This is a genomic window from Nocardia sp. NPDC051833 (assembly GCF_040681225.1).
Lineage (GTDB): Bacteria > Actinomycetota > Actinomycetes > Mycobacteriales > Mycobacteriaceae > Nocardia.
On sequence record NZ_JBFAYK010000001.1, the window covers coordinates 3,246,146 to 3,261,073 of the forward strand.

General features: G+C 70.3%; 16 protein-coding genes. 10 read left to right on the forward strand and 6 right to left on the reverse strand.

The annotated features are described in order from the left end of the window. Together AB0L91_RS14800 and AB0L91_RS14805 are read left to right on the forward strand one after the other, a co-directional pair. The coding region (locus AB0L91_RS14800) for a hypothetical protein (protein ID WP_365010164.1) at positions 1–185 on the forward strand (185 nt) is incomplete at its 5' end. A gap of 145 nt (positions 186–330) precedes the next feature. Continuing rightward, positions 331–1,263, forward strand: a complete 933-nt coding sequence (locus AB0L91_RS14805) for an SMP-30/gluconolactonase/LRE family protein (protein ID WP_365010167.1) — start codon at positions 331–333, stop codon at positions 1,261–1,263. Positions 1,264–1,289: 26 nt separating this feature from the next. Here AB0L91_RS14805 and AB0L91_RS14810 read toward each other — a convergent pair whose 3' ends face one another. Together AB0L91_RS14810 and AB0L91_RS14815 are read right to left on the reverse strand one after the other, a co-directional pair. Continuing rightward, positions 1,290–1,715 (reverse strand): HIT family protein, encoded by a 426-nt coding sequence (locus AB0L91_RS14810; protein WP_365010169.1) that lies wholly within the window; start codon positions 1,713–1,715, stop codon positions 1,290–1,292. Between the two features lie 14 nt (positions 1,716–1,729). Continuing rightward, positions 1,730–2,107 (reverse strand): PH domain-containing protein, encoded by a 378-nt coding sequence (locus tag AB0L91_RS14815; protein ID WP_355270903.1) that lies wholly within the window; start codon positions 2,105–2,107, stop codon positions 1,730–1,732. 216 nt (positions 2,108–2,323) lie between these two features. Between AB0L91_RS14815 and purD the strand changes: the two genes are divergently transcribed. Continuing rightward, a complete protein-coding gene (gene purD / locus AB0L91_RS14820; RefSeq protein WP_355270904.1) occupies positions 2,324–3,598 on the forward strand; it encodes a phosphoribosylamine--glycine ligase in 1,275 nt (424 codons plus the stop codon). Positions 3,599–3,608: 10 nt separating this feature from the next. On the opposite strand, the gene AB0L91_RS14825 is transcribed toward purD, so the two are convergent. Both AB0L91_RS14825 and AB0L91_RS14830 read right to left on the reverse strand, forming a co-directional pair. Then, positions 3,609–4,424 (reverse strand): HEAT repeat domain-containing protein, encoded by an 816-nt coding sequence (locus tag AB0L91_RS14825; RefSeq protein WP_365010172.1) that lies wholly within the window; start codon positions 4,422–4,424, stop codon positions 3,609–3,611. Between the two features lie 90 nt (positions 4,425–4,514). After that, positions 4,515–5,738, reverse strand: coding sequence for a M23 family metallopeptidase (locus AB0L91_RS14830; RefSeq protein WP_365010174.1), 1,224 nt, complete (start codon positions 5,736–5,738; stop codon positions 4,515–4,517). 154 nt (positions 5,739–5,892) lie between these two features. On the opposite strand from AB0L91_RS14830, the gene AB0L91_RS14835 reads away from it, so the two are divergent. From AB0L91_RS14835 to AB0L91_RS14855, 5 genes are all read left to right on the forward strand, one after another. Further along, positions 5,893–7,053 (forward strand): pyridoxal phosphate-dependent aminotransferase, encoded by a 1,161-nt coding sequence (locus tag AB0L91_RS14835; protein WP_355270916.1) that lies wholly within the window; start codon positions 5,893–5,895, stop codon positions 7,051–7,053. Between the two features lie 156 nt (positions 7,054–7,209). Next, a complete protein-coding gene (locus AB0L91_RS14840; RefSeq protein WP_218718730.1) occupies positions 7,210–7,863 on the forward strand; it encodes a TetR family transcriptional regulator in 654 nt (217 codons plus the stop codon). Positions 7,864–7,869: 6 nt separating this feature from the next. Next, entirely contained in the window at positions 7,870–9,291 is a 1,422-nt protein-coding gene (gene purB / locus AB0L91_RS14845) for an adenylosuccinate lyase (protein ID WP_365010178.1), read from the forward strand. Positions 9,292–9,387: 96 nt separating this feature from the next. After that, positions 9,388–9,810, forward strand: a complete 423-nt coding sequence (locus AB0L91_RS14850; protein WP_365010181.1) for an HIT domain-containing protein — start codon at positions 9,388–9,390, stop codon at positions 9,808–9,810. Between the two features lie 164 nt (positions 9,811–9,974). Next, on the forward strand, positions 9,975–10,907 hold the full coding sequence (locus AB0L91_RS14855) for an alpha/beta hydrolase family protein (protein ID WP_365010184.1): 933 nt from the start codon (positions 9,975–9,977) through the stop codon (positions 10,905–10,907). A 68-nt stretch (positions 10,908–10,975) separates the two neighbouring features. On the opposite strand, the gene AB0L91_RS14860 is transcribed toward AB0L91_RS14855, so the two are convergent. Next, on the reverse strand, positions 10,976–12,010 hold the full coding sequence (locus AB0L91_RS14860) for a DUF2330 domain-containing protein (protein ID WP_365010186.1): 1,035 nt from the start codon (positions 12,008–12,010) through the stop codon (positions 10,976–10,978). A gap of 126 nt (positions 12,011–12,136) precedes the next feature. Here AB0L91_RS14860 and AB0L91_RS14865 point away from each other — a divergent pair, with 126 nt between their 5' ends. After that, on the forward strand, positions 12,137–14,284 hold the full coding sequence (locus AB0L91_RS14865) for a S9 family peptidase (RefSeq protein ID WP_355270925.1): 2,148 nt from the start codon (positions 12,137–12,139) through the stop codon (positions 14,282–14,284). 2 nt (positions 14,285–14,286) lie between these two features. Next, positions 14,287–14,472 (forward strand): hypothetical protein, encoded by a 186-nt coding sequence (locus tag AB0L91_RS14870; RefSeq protein ID WP_365010189.1) that lies wholly within the window; start codon positions 14,287–14,289, stop codon positions 14,470–14,472. 8 nt (positions 14,473–14,480) lie between these two features. Here the strand turns inward: AB0L91_RS14870 and AB0L91_RS14875 are convergent, their stop codons facing one another. Beyond that, a complete protein-coding gene (locus AB0L91_RS14875) occupies positions 14,481–14,915 on the reverse strand; it encodes a MarR family transcriptional regulator (protein WP_365010192.1) in 435 nt (144 codons plus the stop codon). Positions 14,916–14,928 lie beyond the last annotated feature (13 nt).

Below are 14,928 nucleotides of genomic sequence, written 5' to 3' on the forward strand. Positions count from 1 at the left end.
CCGCGATCGGCGCCGCCTCCGCCGGGCTCGCCACCGCGAGCCCGGCGCAGCCCGCCCAGCCCGCGACGGCCCAGCCGGTCGTCTTGCAGACCGGCTCGGCCGTGATCGACCTGCTCGCCTACTTCGCCGCGGGCTGCTTCGGCAGCTGGAGCCCCGCTCCGCCGCCGCACTGCGTCACGCAGTAGCGGCGCGATCCCGGCCGGTCCGGCCCCCGACCTGCGCCGACGCGCGGTCGGGGGCCTTTCCCGTTTCGGCGGAATCCGGGAACCGCGCTCGCGCGCTATCCGGTCGGCTTAGGGTGAGGGACCGGCGAGCAACCAGGAAGAGCCGATGCACATCTTTCGTCCGACGTCCCTGGCCACCGGCGTCTCGGCGGTCATCGCGGCGGCCACTGTCCTGATCGTGCCCGGCCGAGCCGCGGCCGCGCCCGAATCGTGTGCGCAGTGGACGACGCGGACCATCGCGACCGGCTACGGCGTGCTGGAGAACCTCGCGTTCGACGGCCGCGGCAACGTTCTGCTGTCGGAGCAATCGGCCACCGGCGCGAGCGGATCGGTGCGGCGCCTGGCCGCCGACGGCACGAGGTCGGTCGCCGTGGGGGATGTCGACGGGCCCGGCGGCGTCCTCGTCGTCGGCGACACGGCCTATTTCACCACCGGAAACAGCGTCACGGCCGCGCTGATGGGCCGCGCGGACGGGACAATTCGGGCGCTCGACCTCGCCACCGGCACGGTGACCACGGTCGCCACCGGCCTGACGATGCCGAACGGCCTGGCGCAACTGCCGAACGGCGATTTCATCGTCAGCAAGGACGTCGGCGCCGGTTCCATGACGCGAGTCTCGGCATCCGGCGTGACGGCGCCCTACGCGCCGCAGCTCACCTCCACCAACGGTCTGGCCTTCGACCGCGCGCGCGACCGCCTCGTCGTCTCGACGACCTTCGACCCGGCGACGGTGGTCACCTTCGTCGACTACGCCGACCCCGCCCGGCCCGCCCCGCAGACCGTCGTGCCCGGCTTCGGCCCGCTGAACTCGGCGGACGACCTGACCGTGGGGCCCGACGGCACCGCCTACGTGGCGCTCAACCTCGCGGGCCGGATCGAGCGGGTCGACCTGGATACCCGACAGAGCTGCGCGATCGCCCACGGGCTCCCGCTGTCCTCGTCGGTCCGCTTCGGCGCGGGCCCTGGCTGGAACCCCGACGCCCTGTATGTGACGAGCTTCCTGGGAACAGTCACCGAACTGATCCCACCCGGACCCTGAGCGCGCGGGCGATCACCCAGCCGTCCTCAGGCCGGGACGTTGGCCTCGTAGCCGAGCTTCCGGAGGGCGGCCTTGATCTTGGCCTGGGCCTCGTCGAGGGACTCGGGCGTGGGGGCGGTGTCGGCGCCGGAGATGTCGAAGTCGCCCATGGTGTAGGCGGGGAAGACATGGGTGTGCAGGTGGGGGACTTCCAGGCCCGCGATGAGCAGGCCGGCGCGGGGGGCGTCGAAGGCGATGCGGACGGCCTGGCCGATCTGCTGGGCGAGGCCGGTCATCCGCGCCATGACGGCGGGGTCGACGTCCTGCCACTGGTCGATCTCGGCGCGCGGCACGATGAGGGTGTGGCCCTGGGTGACGGGGGCGATGGTGAGGAAGGCGACGAACTCGTCGTCCTCCCAGACGAAGCGGCCGGGAAGCTGTCCGGCGATGATCGCGCTGAAGACGGATGCCATAGCGGCGAGCCTAGCTAGATCGCCACGAAATGCGACAGGATGCCCTGCACCTCGTAGATGTCGACCTGGCGGTTGAACCGCTGCTTGACCGGCTCGTTCCCACTGCCGATCCAGATGTAGAGCTCGGCGTCGAGGTCGAAGGTGCCCGCGGTCTCGACGGCGAAGTGGGTGATCGAGCGGTACGGGATGGAGTGGTAGCTGACCTTGCGGCCGGTGACGCCCTGCTTGTCGACCAGGATCAGCCTGCGGTTGGTGAACAGCATCGCGTCGCGCACCAGGATGAAGGCCGAATAGACCTGCTCACCCTGGCCGAACAGCTTGGCGTACTCCTGCTGGGCGGCGGCCGGGTCGATCCGGCCCGCGTTGCCCATCATTCCGTCGAGTAGTCCCATGCCGTGCTCCCCTCGCGCGTTCCCCGGCCGCCGGGGACCCAGCATCATTGTCCCCCAAGCGAACCCGCTGTGGGTGGCGTGTGCGGGTGAATTCCCGGTGCCGGGAGCGGGCGCGGATGGGCCGTCGCGGTCGGGCGGCCGCCGCCGGATATCCCGACCGGGCAGCAAGCCGGGGCGTGCGAAGTGCGTGCGAAGTGCGCGACTAATCTGTCACGCGTGCGCGTACTCGTCATCGGTTCCGGAGCCCGTGAACATGCCCTCGTCCTGGCGCTGCGCCGGGATCCGTCGGTGACGGCGGTGATCGCCGCCCCCGGTAATCCGGGCATCGGCCAGCACGCCCAGCTGCGTCCTGTCGATCCCTGCTCGGCCGAGGCCGTGGTCGCCCTGGCCACCGACGTCGCCGCCGACCTCGTGGTGATCGGGCCCGAGGTGCCGCTGGTGCTCGGGATCGCCGACGCCGTGCGGGCCGCCGGATTCCCGGTGTTCGGCCCGTCCGGTGACGCGGCGCGGATCGAGGGCTCCAAGGCGTTCGCCAAGGACGTGATGGCGGCGGCCGGCGTGCGCACCGCGCACAGCGAGATCGTCGACAACCCGGCCGACCTGGACGCCGCGCTCGACCGCTTCGGCCCCACCTGGGTGGTCAAGGACGACGGCCTCGCCGCCGGCAAGGGCGTCGTGGTGACCGACGACCGCCGCGCGGCCCGCGATCACGGCGCCGAGCTGCTCGAACAGGGGCACCCGGTGCTGCTGGAGTCCTTCCTGGACGGCCCGGAGGTGTCGCTGTTCTGCCTGGTCGACGGCGAGACCGTGGTCCCGCTGCTGCCCGCCCAGGACCACAAGCGCGTCGGCGACGGCGACTCCGGCCCCAACACCGGCGGCATGGGCGCCTACACCCCGCTGCCGTGGCTGCCCGAGGAGACGCTCACCGAGATCGTCGAGGACGTGGTGAAGCCGGTCGCGGCCGAGCTGGTCCGCCGGGGCAGCTCGTTCTCCGGCCTGCTGTACGCGGGCTTGGCCGTCGGCACCAACGGTCCCGCGGTCGTCGAATTCAACTGCCGCTTCGGCGATCCCGAGACCCAGGCCGTGCTGGCGCTGCTGGACAGCCCGTTCGCCGAGCTGCTGCACGCCACCGCCACCGGCCGCCTGGCCGAGGTCGAGCCCCCGCGCTGGAAGGACGGTTCCGCGATCACCGTCGTGCTGGCCGCCGAGAACTACCCGGCCCGCCCGCGCACCGGTGACGTGATCACCGGCGCCGAAGACGGTGCGCTGGAAGGCGACACGCTGGTGCTGCACGCGGGTACCGGGCAGCGCGAGGACAAGGCACTGGTCTCCGCGGGCGGCCGCGTCCTCAACGTCGTCGGCGTCGGCGCCGACCTCGCCGAGGCCCGCGAACGCGCCTACGCCCGCCTGGCCCAGATCAAGCTGCCCGGCAGCCACTTCCGCACCGACATCGGCGCCACCGAGGTCGTCGTCCCGGAGCGCAAGGGGTAGTACCTCCACATCATTCGAGCTGTTCCATCGCCGTGCGGACCCAGGTGCGAACCTGCTCGCTCTCGTCGTCGGCGTAGCGGGCGATGAGCGGCAGTGTGCCGTCGGCTTCCGCGAGGATGAGGGCTTGCACAGCCCACTGGCGGGTGCCGCGATCAGCGAGTGCGTCGACGGCGATCTGGATGGCCTCCGGTGTCTTCGATCGCCCGAGGTAGGGAAGCAGCGCGGCCCGTGGGTTGTCGTCGGTGAGCTCGTGGAACAGTGCCAGGATCTCGGCATAGTTCTGCGGGCCCGCGATCTTGTCCAGTGCCTCTGCCGCCCACCACTGCAAATCGGACGGCATGGGTGGATTCCGCCGCAGCTGGGCGATCAGTGCCGCGATCGCGTCCTGATCCCCGTACGCGGCCGGATCGGCGAGATTGTGCAGCAGATGAGCCCGGATACCCTCCCGGTGCCGTGATTCGGGTCCCGGAATCTTCTCGTCCAGGTTGGCGAGCCAGTCCGTGTAGACCGGAATCGCCTGCGGATCGGTCCCCGCGTAGTTGTCGAGGTCGGTGAGTCGATAACAGCGAACTCCGACGGCGGCGAGGTCGTGGGCAAGCCGTAATTCGAAGCCGCCGGTACCGTCCCGATACTGCGCCGGCACGTCGGCCAGCCAGTCGTCCCCCTCGGGCATCCCGGGATAATTCGATCCGGACCAGGTCGGCTTCGCCGGTTCCGCCGCCTCCTGCACGCGGGCCTTCGCTCGTGCCGCGGCGGCGGCCTCGGCGATGTCTTCGGTGCCCGACTCGATTCGATTGATCTGCTCGCGAAGCCGTTGCAGATTCAATGCTCGATCGTGGTTTTGCGTCATTGTCGGTCGCAGGAGAGGCGAATCATCAAGGGGTGTGCGGCGATTCTGGTCCGGAGTGGTTTCGGGTCAGGTGAGTTGGAGGCCGTGCATGGCGAGCCAGGCCTGGGGGTCGACGTGGTTGCCGTTCTGGACGATTTCGAAGTGCAGGTGGGGGCCGGTGGAGTCGCCGCGGTTGCCGATGCGGGCGATCTGCATGCCCGCGGGGACGCGTTCGCCGGGGGAGACGAAGAAGTCGTACATGTGGCCGTAGATGCTGATGGTGCCGTCGTCGTGGCGGATGCGGACCCACAGGCCGAAGCCCTGGGCCGGCCCCGCTTCGACGACCGTGCCGTCGGCGACGGCGTAGATGGGGCTGCCGATGGGGGCGGCGATGTCGATGCCGCGGTGCATGGTGCCCCAGCGGGAGCCGAAACCCGAGGTGAACGCGCCCTTGGCGGGCAGGCTGAAGCCGCCGATGGACGGGGTCGACCCGGGCGTCACGACGCCGGGGACCACCGGCGCCCGCGTCCCCATCCAGTCCTGCCACTCACCGGAGGCCGCGGCCGCCGCCTCGGCCTTCGCGCGCTCGAGGGTGGCGCGGGCCGCGGCCGCGACCACCGCCGCCTCGCGGCGCTTCTCGCCGTTGGCGATGGCGGCGAGCAGGCGCGTCGTCGACTGCGGATTCGGCGCGAGCTCCGGGACATAGGCGATCGCGACGCGCTGCGCTTCACCCGGGGCCAGCGGGCCACCCTCGACGTCGCTGCCGATCCGCCCGTCCGCCGCGACGAACACCGCGACGATCGCCACGCCCGCGATCAGCACGCGCTGCTCGATCAGTATCCGCCGCAACTGATCCCGGCTCGGCCGCCGCTCCCACAGTGCCTCGGCCCGTGCCCTGGGGCGCAGCCAGAACACCGTGCGGACATCGCCGTCGCGCAGTTCTCCGGCGATCGCACCGACCGTCGGATGCTCGCCGAGCCAGGTCGTCACGCGCTCGCGCGCACCGACTTTCGCCGGCAATTGCGCACGCCAATTCGCCCGCAGCACACGGCCGTTGATGCCGACGACGCGCTTGCTCGCGGTCGGCTTCGAGTTGTCTTCGGCGCCAAGGGATTCCGGAGACGCCGAGTCCGTACCGTCGGGTCGGTCGCGGACCGGCGGGCCACCCTCCGGCTCGCGGCTTTCCCCGGCCGCGGAACCTCGGCGGTCCGCGGCGGCCCGCTCGCGAGTCCCGCCCGCGGCTGCCTCGGCATCGTCCTCGACCGGCGACGCGGCGGCACGATCGACCGTGTCCGCCTTCGTCCGCCGCACTCGCCCCGCCGTCCTTACCCACTCCATGGTGCCCCCGCGGCCCTGCCCCGACGCGGCCTGACCCGCCGCGCCGGTGGCTGCGTATTCGCTGTCGGAGCCATTGTGCCGACCATATCTGTCAACGTCCGCAATCGGGTGCTCTACCGTCAGTCGGGTGTCCAGAGAATCGCGCCGGTCGACCATTCCCCCCTTCTACGTGATGGATGTGTGGAAGGCGGCCGCGGAACGGGCCAGGTCGCACGGGGACGTGCTGGTGCTGGCGGCGGGGCAGCCATCGACCAAGGCGCCCGCGCCGGTGTTGCGGGCGACCAAGGCGGCGATCGACGACGAGCTGCTCGGATACACCGAGACGTTCGGGATCCTGCCGCTGCGGGAGGCGATCGCGGAGCACCACCGGCGGACCTACGGGTACGACGTGCACCCGGACGAGGTCGTGGTGACCACGGGCTCGTCGGGCGCGTTCACGCTGATCTTCCTGGCCGCGTTCGACGCGGGCGACACCGTGGTGGTGGCCCGGCCGGGCTACCCCGCCTACCGGAACACGCTGACCGCGCTCGGCTGCGAGGTCGTCGAACTCGACTGCGGCCCGCAGACCCGGTTCCAGCCGACGGTGGCGATGCTCGAGGCCCTGCCCGAGCCGCCCGCCGGCCTGGTGGTGGCGAGCCCGGCCAACCCGACCGGCACGATGATCGACCCGGCCGAGCTGGCCGCGCTGGCGCGCTGGTGCGAGCAGCACGGCACCCTGTTGATCTCCGACGAGATCTACCACGGCATCACCTTCGACGACGCCACGCCGACCGCGTCGGCCTGGGAGACCTCCCGGCAGGCGGTGGTGATCGGCTCGGTGTCGAAGTACTTCTCGATGACCGGCTGGCGGCTGGGCTGGATGCTGGCCCCGGCCGACCTGCGCCCGGCGCTGCAGCGGCTGGCCTCGAACATGACGGTGTGCCCGCCCGCCATCTCCCAGTACGCCGCCGTGCACGCGTTCGGCGCGGAAGCCAAGGATGAGCTGGACGGCCACGTGCGCCGGTACGCGCGCAACCGCGCGCTGTTGCTGGAGGGCCTGCCGAGTATCGGCATCACCGAACTCGCCCCCGCCGACGGCGCGTTTTACGCCTATGCCGATATCGGTCATCTGACCAACGATTCCCGGGCCTGGTGCGCCGAGGTGCTCGAGCACACCGGCGTCGCGCTGGCACCCGGTCTCGACTTCGACACCGTGCACGGCATTCGCACGGTTCGCTTCTCCTTCGCGGGCTCGGGCGACGACATCGCCGCAGCACTGGACCGGTTGGGAAGGTTCCTGAAGGGTTGATCGGCACCGCTGTCAACAGTGATGTGCGACAACAACTTTGCCTAGTACGAACACTTCCGTGCCGGGATGCGGTAAAACTCAGTTATCCCGATTTCCCGCGTTTCCCCGATGACGATTGCGCACGGTTGAACTGATGATGACTGGCACGATGGCACGGTGACCACCGCGACGACCCCGAAAGGCGAACGGCGTCGCCAGGCCCTGGTGGCGGCGGCGGCTGAACTGTTGCTCGAAGGCGGCTTCGACGCTGTACGACATCGCTCGGTGGCGTCGCGGGCCGATCTTCCGCTCGCCTCGACCACCTACTACTTCGAATCCCTGGAAGATCTGATCGCCAGGGCCGTGGAATTCAGCGGCGCGATCGAGCTCGACGCGATGCGTCGCCGGGTCGGTGAGGTCAGCCATCGCAGGCGCGGTACCGACGCGACCGTCGACCTCGTTCTCGACCTGCTGGTCGGCCCCGACGACAGCGATCTGGACGCGCGCGGTCAGCTGATCGCCCGCTACGAGCGCTCGGTCGCCTCGGCTCGTCATCCCGAGTTACGCGAGGTCCAGCTCCGACTACGCACGCAGCTCGAAGAACTGCTCGCCGACGTGCTGCGCCGCTCCGATCGAGTGGTGCGCCCCGAGCAGTTGCGCAGGCTCGTCGCGGTGGTGGACGGCGCCGTGGTCGCCGCCCTGATCGAGGGTCACCCGGAGCCGAGGCGGCCCGCACGGGCCGGTCTGCTGGAGATGATCGACATCGTCGCCCCGCCGGTGGTGCCCAACATGATGCCCCAGCAGCTGGAACGGGCGCGGCAACTAGACTGAGTGTTCGTGAGCCTTGTCCCGAACGTCCTCGCCACCCGATACGCCAGCCCGGAGCTCGTCGCGCTCTGGTCGCCCGAGAACAAGATCGTGCTCGAGCGCAAGCTGTGGCTCGAGGTGCTGCGGGCGCAGTCGGCACTCGGCATCGATGTCCCCGCGGGCGTGCTCGACGACTACGAGCGCGTGCTCGAACACGTCGACCTGGCCTCGATCGCCGAGCGTGAGCGGGTCACCCGCCACGACGTGAAGGCGCGCATCGAGGAGTTCAACGCGCTGGCCGGGCACGAGCACGTGCACAAGGGCATGACCAGCCGCGACCTCACCGAGAACGTGGAGCAGCTGCAGATCCGGCTCTCGCTCGAGCACGTCTACGACCACGGTGTCGCCATCGCGGCCCGGCTGGCCGAGCGCGCCGCCGAGTACCAGGCGCTGGTGATGGCGGGCCGCTCGCACAATGTCGCCGCGCAGGCCACGACGCTGGGCAAGCGCTTCGCCTCGGCCGCCGACGAGGTGCTCGTCGCGCTGACCCGGCTGCGCGAGCTGATCGACCGCTACCCGCTGCGCGGCATCAAGGGCCCGATGGGCACCGCCCAGGACATGCTCGACCTGCTCGACGGTGACGCGGGCAAGCTGGCCGCGCTCGAGCAGCAGGTGGCCACGCACCTCGGCTTCGCGAAGGTCTTCACCAGCGTCGGCCAGGTGTACCCGCGCTCGCTGGACCACGACGTGCTCTCGGCGCTGGTGCAGCTGGGCGCGGGCCCGTCGTCGTTCGCGCACACCATCCGGCTGATGGCGGGCCACGAGCTGGTCACCGAGGGCTTCCAGCCCGGCCAGGTCGGGTCGTCGGCGATGCCGCACAAGATGAACACCCGCTCCTGCGAGCGCGTCAACGGCCTGCAGGTGGTGCTGCGCGGCTACGGCTCGATGGCGGCCGAGCTCGCCGGCGCGCAGTGGAACGAGGGTGACGTGTTCTGCTCGGTGGTGCGCCGCGTCGCGCTGCCGGACGCGTTCTTCGCCATCGATGGCCAGATGGAGACCTTCCTGACCGTGCTCGCCGAGTTCGGCGCCTACCCGGCGGTGGTCGCCCGCGAGCTGGACCGGTACCTGCCGTTCCTGGCCACCACCCGCATCCTGATGGCGGCGGTGCGGGCCGGGGTCGGCCGGGAGACCGCGCACGAGGTCATCAAGGAGCACGCCGTCGCGGTGGCGCTGGCCATGCGCGAGCAGGGCCGCGAGCCCGACCTGCTGGACCGGCTCGCCGCCGACGACCGGATGCCGCTGGACCGCGCCGCGCTCGACGCCGCGCTGGCCGACAAGTCCGCGTTCATCGGCGCCGCGTCCGATCAGGTCGCCGAGGTCGTCGCCCAGGTGCAGAAGCTGGTCGAGGCCAACCCGGAGGCCGCGCGCTACACGCCGTCGCCGATTCTCTGAGTCCCGGTGCGCGTCAGCCCGCCGCTGTCGCTGTGGCAGCACCGGCGGCGGGCGATCGCACGGCGGGTCCGTGCGGCGTTTCGCTACCGTACTCGGGTGAATCCGTACACGATCTTCGCCGACATCATCGCCGGGCAGGCGCCCGCCTCCAAGGTCTACGAGGACGATGATGTGCTGGCGTTCATGGACATCCGTCCGGTGACGCCGGGCCATGTGCTGGTGGTGCCGAAGGCGGCCGCGCCGAGCCTGGCCGAGCTCGATCCCACCCTCGGCGGCAAGCTGTTCCAGGTCGGGCAGCGGATCGCCGCCGCGTTGCGGTCCAGTGAGGTGGCCGCCGACGGGGTGAATTTCTTTCTCGCCGACGGGGTCACGGCCGGGCAGGAAGTCTTCCACGTGCACCTGCACGTGATCCCGCGGACGCCGGGCGACGGTTTCGGGCTGCGGGCCCGGCCGACGTCGCCCGCCCGCGCCGATCTCGATTACCTGGCCGGGTCGATTCGCGGCGCGCTGTCCCGCTGACCTGCCTTTTCGGGCGAACCGGTCATTGCATACCGGTAAGTTTGCTGAAGAAACGCCCGAAACGCCGAATGCTTCCAGTTCGTTCACCTCTGGGTTACTTTGGACTGTCATTGGCATGCGGTTATGGAGGGTGGATCGTGCGTCGTACAGGTGTTGCTGCTGCAGTGCTGGCTTTCGCCATCGCGGTGATCGGACCCACGGTGGTGCACCCCGCCCCCGCAGCCGCCGCGCAGATCATCGGGGTGAACAACCTCAGCCCCACCCGCACGGCGATCACCGTCGCCTCGCCCGCGATGGGCCGCAATGTCGACCTGCAGGTCCTGCACCCGGCGGGCGGCGGCTCCCGCCCCACGTACTACCTGCTCGACGGCCTCGATCCCGGCGTCGGCCAGAGCACCTGGACCAACGCGACCGACGCCGAGGCCTTCTTCCGGACCAAGAACGTCAACGTCGTGATGCCGACCGGCGGGCAGGCCAGCTACTACTCCGACTGGATCTCCGACGACCCGCGCTTCGGCCGGTACAAGTGGGAGACCTTCCTGACCCAGGAGCTGCCCGGACTGATCGACGCGGAGTTCGGCGGCAACGGCGTCAACGGCATCGGCGGCCTGTCCATGGGCGGTAACGCGGCCTACATCCTGGCCGCGCGGCACCCCGGGCTGTACCGGGCCGTCGCCGGCTACAGCGCGTGTCCCGACAGCGCGATGGCGGCGGGCGCGATCATGTTCTCCATCGCCAACCGCGGCGGCAACCCGCTCAACATGTGGGGCGCGCCCGGCAGCCCCGAGTGGGCCTCGCACGACCCGGCCCTGATGCTCGAGGGGCTGCGCGGCAAGGCGCTCTACATGTCCACCGGCACCGGCATTCCCGGCCCGCACGAGGCCGAACTGAAGCCGCAGCTGGCGGAGAACATCTTCCTCGGCGGGCCGATCGAACTCGGCGTCAACACCTGCATGGTCGCCTTCGATCAGCGCCTGCGCGGTGCCGGGATCGGCGCCAAGATCGACTACCACCCGGTCGGCACCCACTCGTGGTCCTACTGGCAGGACGCGCTGCACGCCTCCTGGCCGACCATCGGTCCCGCGCTCGGGGCCTGAGAGCTTCTTTCCCAGCGGCCCGGTTCGACGGCTACCAGCCCGAGAGCCGGGCCGCGGTGCGTTCGGGGCTACCTGGTTCGCCGCCGGAGCGCGACGCCCACGATCACGCCGAACACCGAGAGCCCGGCGACGAGCAGCACATAGCCCGCGGGGAAGCCGAGGATCTCGACGTACTCCCGGCTCACCACCCGGTCGCGGACGATGTCGTCGTTCGCGGCGGGGCCGAAGGCGAAATCGGTGGTGATGGTCGCGGGCCGGGGGATGGAGACGGCGAGCTCGGTGAGGTAGGTCCGGCCCGCCGCGAGGGCGGTCAGGCCGGGATCGGTGAGTTCGGCGATGGGGGCGGCGAATTCGGTGTACGTGGACTGCGTCGCGGTGTCGGCGTCGGTGCGCGTCACCCGGTGATCGCTGAAGACGTACAGGTGGACCGACTGGGAGCCGGTGGCAGCGGCCGACATGCGCATCGGATACACGAGCCGGTCGGAGTCGAAGGTCAGCCGGACCGGATCGAGCGCGCCGGAGAGGGGTTTCGCGCTGGTCAGCCGCATGGCGACGAAGGACCAGCCCTCGCGGAGATAGGGGTCGAGGGTGGCACTGACCTCGGGGCGGAGCTGATAGCCGTTGGCATCCAGCCATTCCCGGACGCCGGTGAGGTCGCCGCCGCGCAGGGTGGTCGCCTCCAGCGGGCCGAGCTGCACCTGCCCCAGTACCTCGGGCCCGGAACCAGGCGCGGCGCCCGAAGTGTCGCCGGAGGAGTAGTCGCTGCCGAACCAGTGGTACTCGGTGACGACGTCGGGCGCGGTGAGCCGGGACAGCTCGCTGAACGAGGCCGCCGTGCCCGCCGCGACGGTCGCCGGTGTCGGCGTCGGCACGATCAACGCCGCGTCGGCGCCGTCGAACCGCATGCCGAGGCGCATGAGCACGGTCTCGCGGGTGCCGTCCCACCCCAGCACCGCCGTCTCGCTGTCGACCCGTGCCGAGTTTCCGCCGCTGACCACCCCGCCGCACGCGCACGCTGTCGCCGGTGTCATCGCCGCGGACCCCGCCGCCAGCACCACCCCGACAGTCACGACGAACGATCGAACCGCGTACCGCATCCCCATGCGAGCAGGCTACGCACTCGCCGCCACGCGCACATGCGCAGAAATACTCACCGAGCGGGCCCGGCCCGGCCGCCGCCCCGGCCGAGTTGGCGGGCCCGGCCGCAAAGGTCCGGCTACGGTGGACCCATGGCTGGCGAGAATGAGACGGTGTCGGCGCCGATCGCGAAGAAGGTGCCCTTCGAGCGGGTGCATCACGGCGACACGTTCGTCGACGAGTACGAGTGGCTGCGGGACAAGGAGAACCCCGAGGTCATCGCGTACCTGGAGGCCGAGAACGCCTTCACCGAGGCGCAGACCGACCAGCTGCAGCCGCTGCGGGACAAGATCTTCGACGAGATCAAGGCGCGGACCCAGGAGACCGACCTCTCGGTGCCGACCCGGCTCGGCGAGTTCTGGTACTACTCGCGCAGCTTCGAGGGCAAGCAGTACGGCGTGCACTGCCGCTGTCCCATCGACGCGAACGCCGACGGCATCGACGCGTGGACCCCGCCCCAGCTCGAGGTCGACACGGTGATCGAGGGCGAGGAGGTGCTGCTCGACAGCAACGTCCTGGCCGAGGGCCTGGACTTCTTCGCGCTCGGCGCGTTCTCGCTCAGCCACGACGGCACCCTGCTGGCCTACTCGGTCGACAGCACCGGCGACGAGCGCTACACCCTGCGGATCAAGGATCTGCGCACCGGTGAGCTGCTGCCCGACGAGGTGGCAGGCGCCGCGCCCGGCGCGACCTGGTCGCTGGACGGCACGCACATCTTCTATCAGACCGTCGACGAGTCCTGGCGGCCCGACACCGTGTGGCGGCACCGTGTCGGCACGGCGTCCGACGCCGATGTGACGGTGTTCCACGAGCCCGACGAGCGCTACTGGGTCAGTGTCGGCGCGACCCGCTCCGAGAAGTACCTGATGATCTGGCTCGGCTCCAAGATCACCACCGAGGGCTGGGTGCTGGAGTCCGACAATCCCGAGGGCGAGTTCCGGGTGCTGCTGGAGCGTCGCGAGGGCGTGGAGTACTCGGCCGAACACGCGGTGATCGGCGGCGAGGACCGCTTCCTGATCCTGCACAACGACGTGGTCGACGGCGTGAAGGCGGAGAACTTCGTGCTCGCCGAGGCGCCTGCCACCGATCCGTCGAACATGACGATCCTGATCGGGCACCGCGAGGACGTGCGGCTCGAGGACATCGACGCCTTCGCCAACCACCTGGTGCTCGGCTACCGCCGCGACGCGCTGCCCCGCCTGTCGGTGTGGCCGCTCACCGCCGACGGCTACGGCGAGCTCACCGAACTCGACTTCGGGCTCGAATTGTTCTCCGCCGGTGCGGGTTCCAGCCCCGAGTGGGAGCAGCCGACGCTGCGGGTCGGCGTCACCTCCTTCATCACCCCGATGCAGGTGTTCGACTACGTGCCCGCCACCGGTGAGCTGCTGCTGCGCAAGGAGCAGCCGGTGCTCGGCGGTTACGACGCGAACGATTATGAACAGCACCGGGATTGGGCGGTCGCGCACGACGGCACCCGGATCCCGATCTCGATCATCAAGCGCCGCGGGCTCCCGGCGGGCCCGAAGCCGACGCTGCTCTACGGCTACGGCTCCTACGAGGCCAGCATCGACCCGTCGTTCTCGGTCTCGCGGCTGTCGCTGCTCGACCGCGGCATGGTGTTCGCGGTGGCGCACGTGCGCGGCGGCGGCGAGATGGGCAGGCTCTGGTACGAGCACGGCAAGACGCTGCTGAAGAAGAACACCTTCACCGACTTCGTCTCCTGCGCGAGCCATCTCATCGACACCGGGGCCACGGCGGCGGACCGGCTGATCGCCGACGGCGGCAGCGCGGGCGGTCTGCTGATGGGCGCGGTCGCCAACCTGGCGCCGGAGCTGTTCACCGGCATCCTCGCCAACGTGCCGTTCGTCGACCCGCTCACCTCCATCCTCGACCCGTCGCTGCCGCTGACGGTGATCGAATGGGACGAGTGGGGAAACCCGTTGGCCGACAAGGACGTCTACGAGTACATGAAGTCGTACTCGCCGTACGAGAACGTCGAGGCCAAGGACTACCCGGCCATCCTGGCCATCACCAGCCTCAACGACACCCGCGTGCTCTACGTCGAGCCCGCCAAGTGGATCGCCAAGCTGCGCGACACCAAGACCGGTGACAGCGAGCTGCTGCTCAAGACGGAGATGAGCGCTGGCCACGGCGGCGTGAGCGGGCGCTACGAGAAGTGGAAGGAAGTCGGCTTCGAGTACGCCTGGGTACTCGACAAGGTCGGCCTCGCGGACGCGTAGGGATGAGTGCGGACGACGCGCTCGGGACGAAACGACCGTCCCGAGCCCTGCCGATGGTGATCATCGCCCTCATGGTGGGCTTCATCGTGCTGGCGTTGCTCAATCCGTGGTTCTGGATCGGCGAGGCGCTGGTCCTGGCGTCGCTGCCGGTCCTGGCGCGATGGGAGAAGCGCAAGCTCGCTCGGTAGTCGCGGGGTCAGGCCTTCGGGGCGAGGAGCTTGCCGAGCAGCGTGGTGAGCTGGGTGCGTTCGTCGGCCGTGAGTGCCGCGAAGGTGTCGTCCAGGAAGGCCGGGGTGGCGGCCTCGGCCCGGCGTAGCCGATCGCTGCCCGCTTCGGTGAGGGTGACGGCGTAGGAGCGCCGGTCCAGTGGATTGCGTTCGCGGCGAACGTATCCCGACTTCTCCAGGTCGTCGCAGACGGTCACCATCACGCTGCGGTCGATTCGCAGTTCTGCGGCGAGTGTCTGCTGAGAGCAGGCGCCGACCTCGGCCAGCATCTTCAGCACCAGGTGCTGGCCGACACCGAGGCCCTGCGCGGTCGCGTGCGCTTCGGCGGCGCGGGCGACGGCGGTCGAGGCCCGGCACAGGGCGATATCGGGGCGCTCGGCGGCGAGGCGGGGGAAGTAGGGCATGGCACTCCTCGGG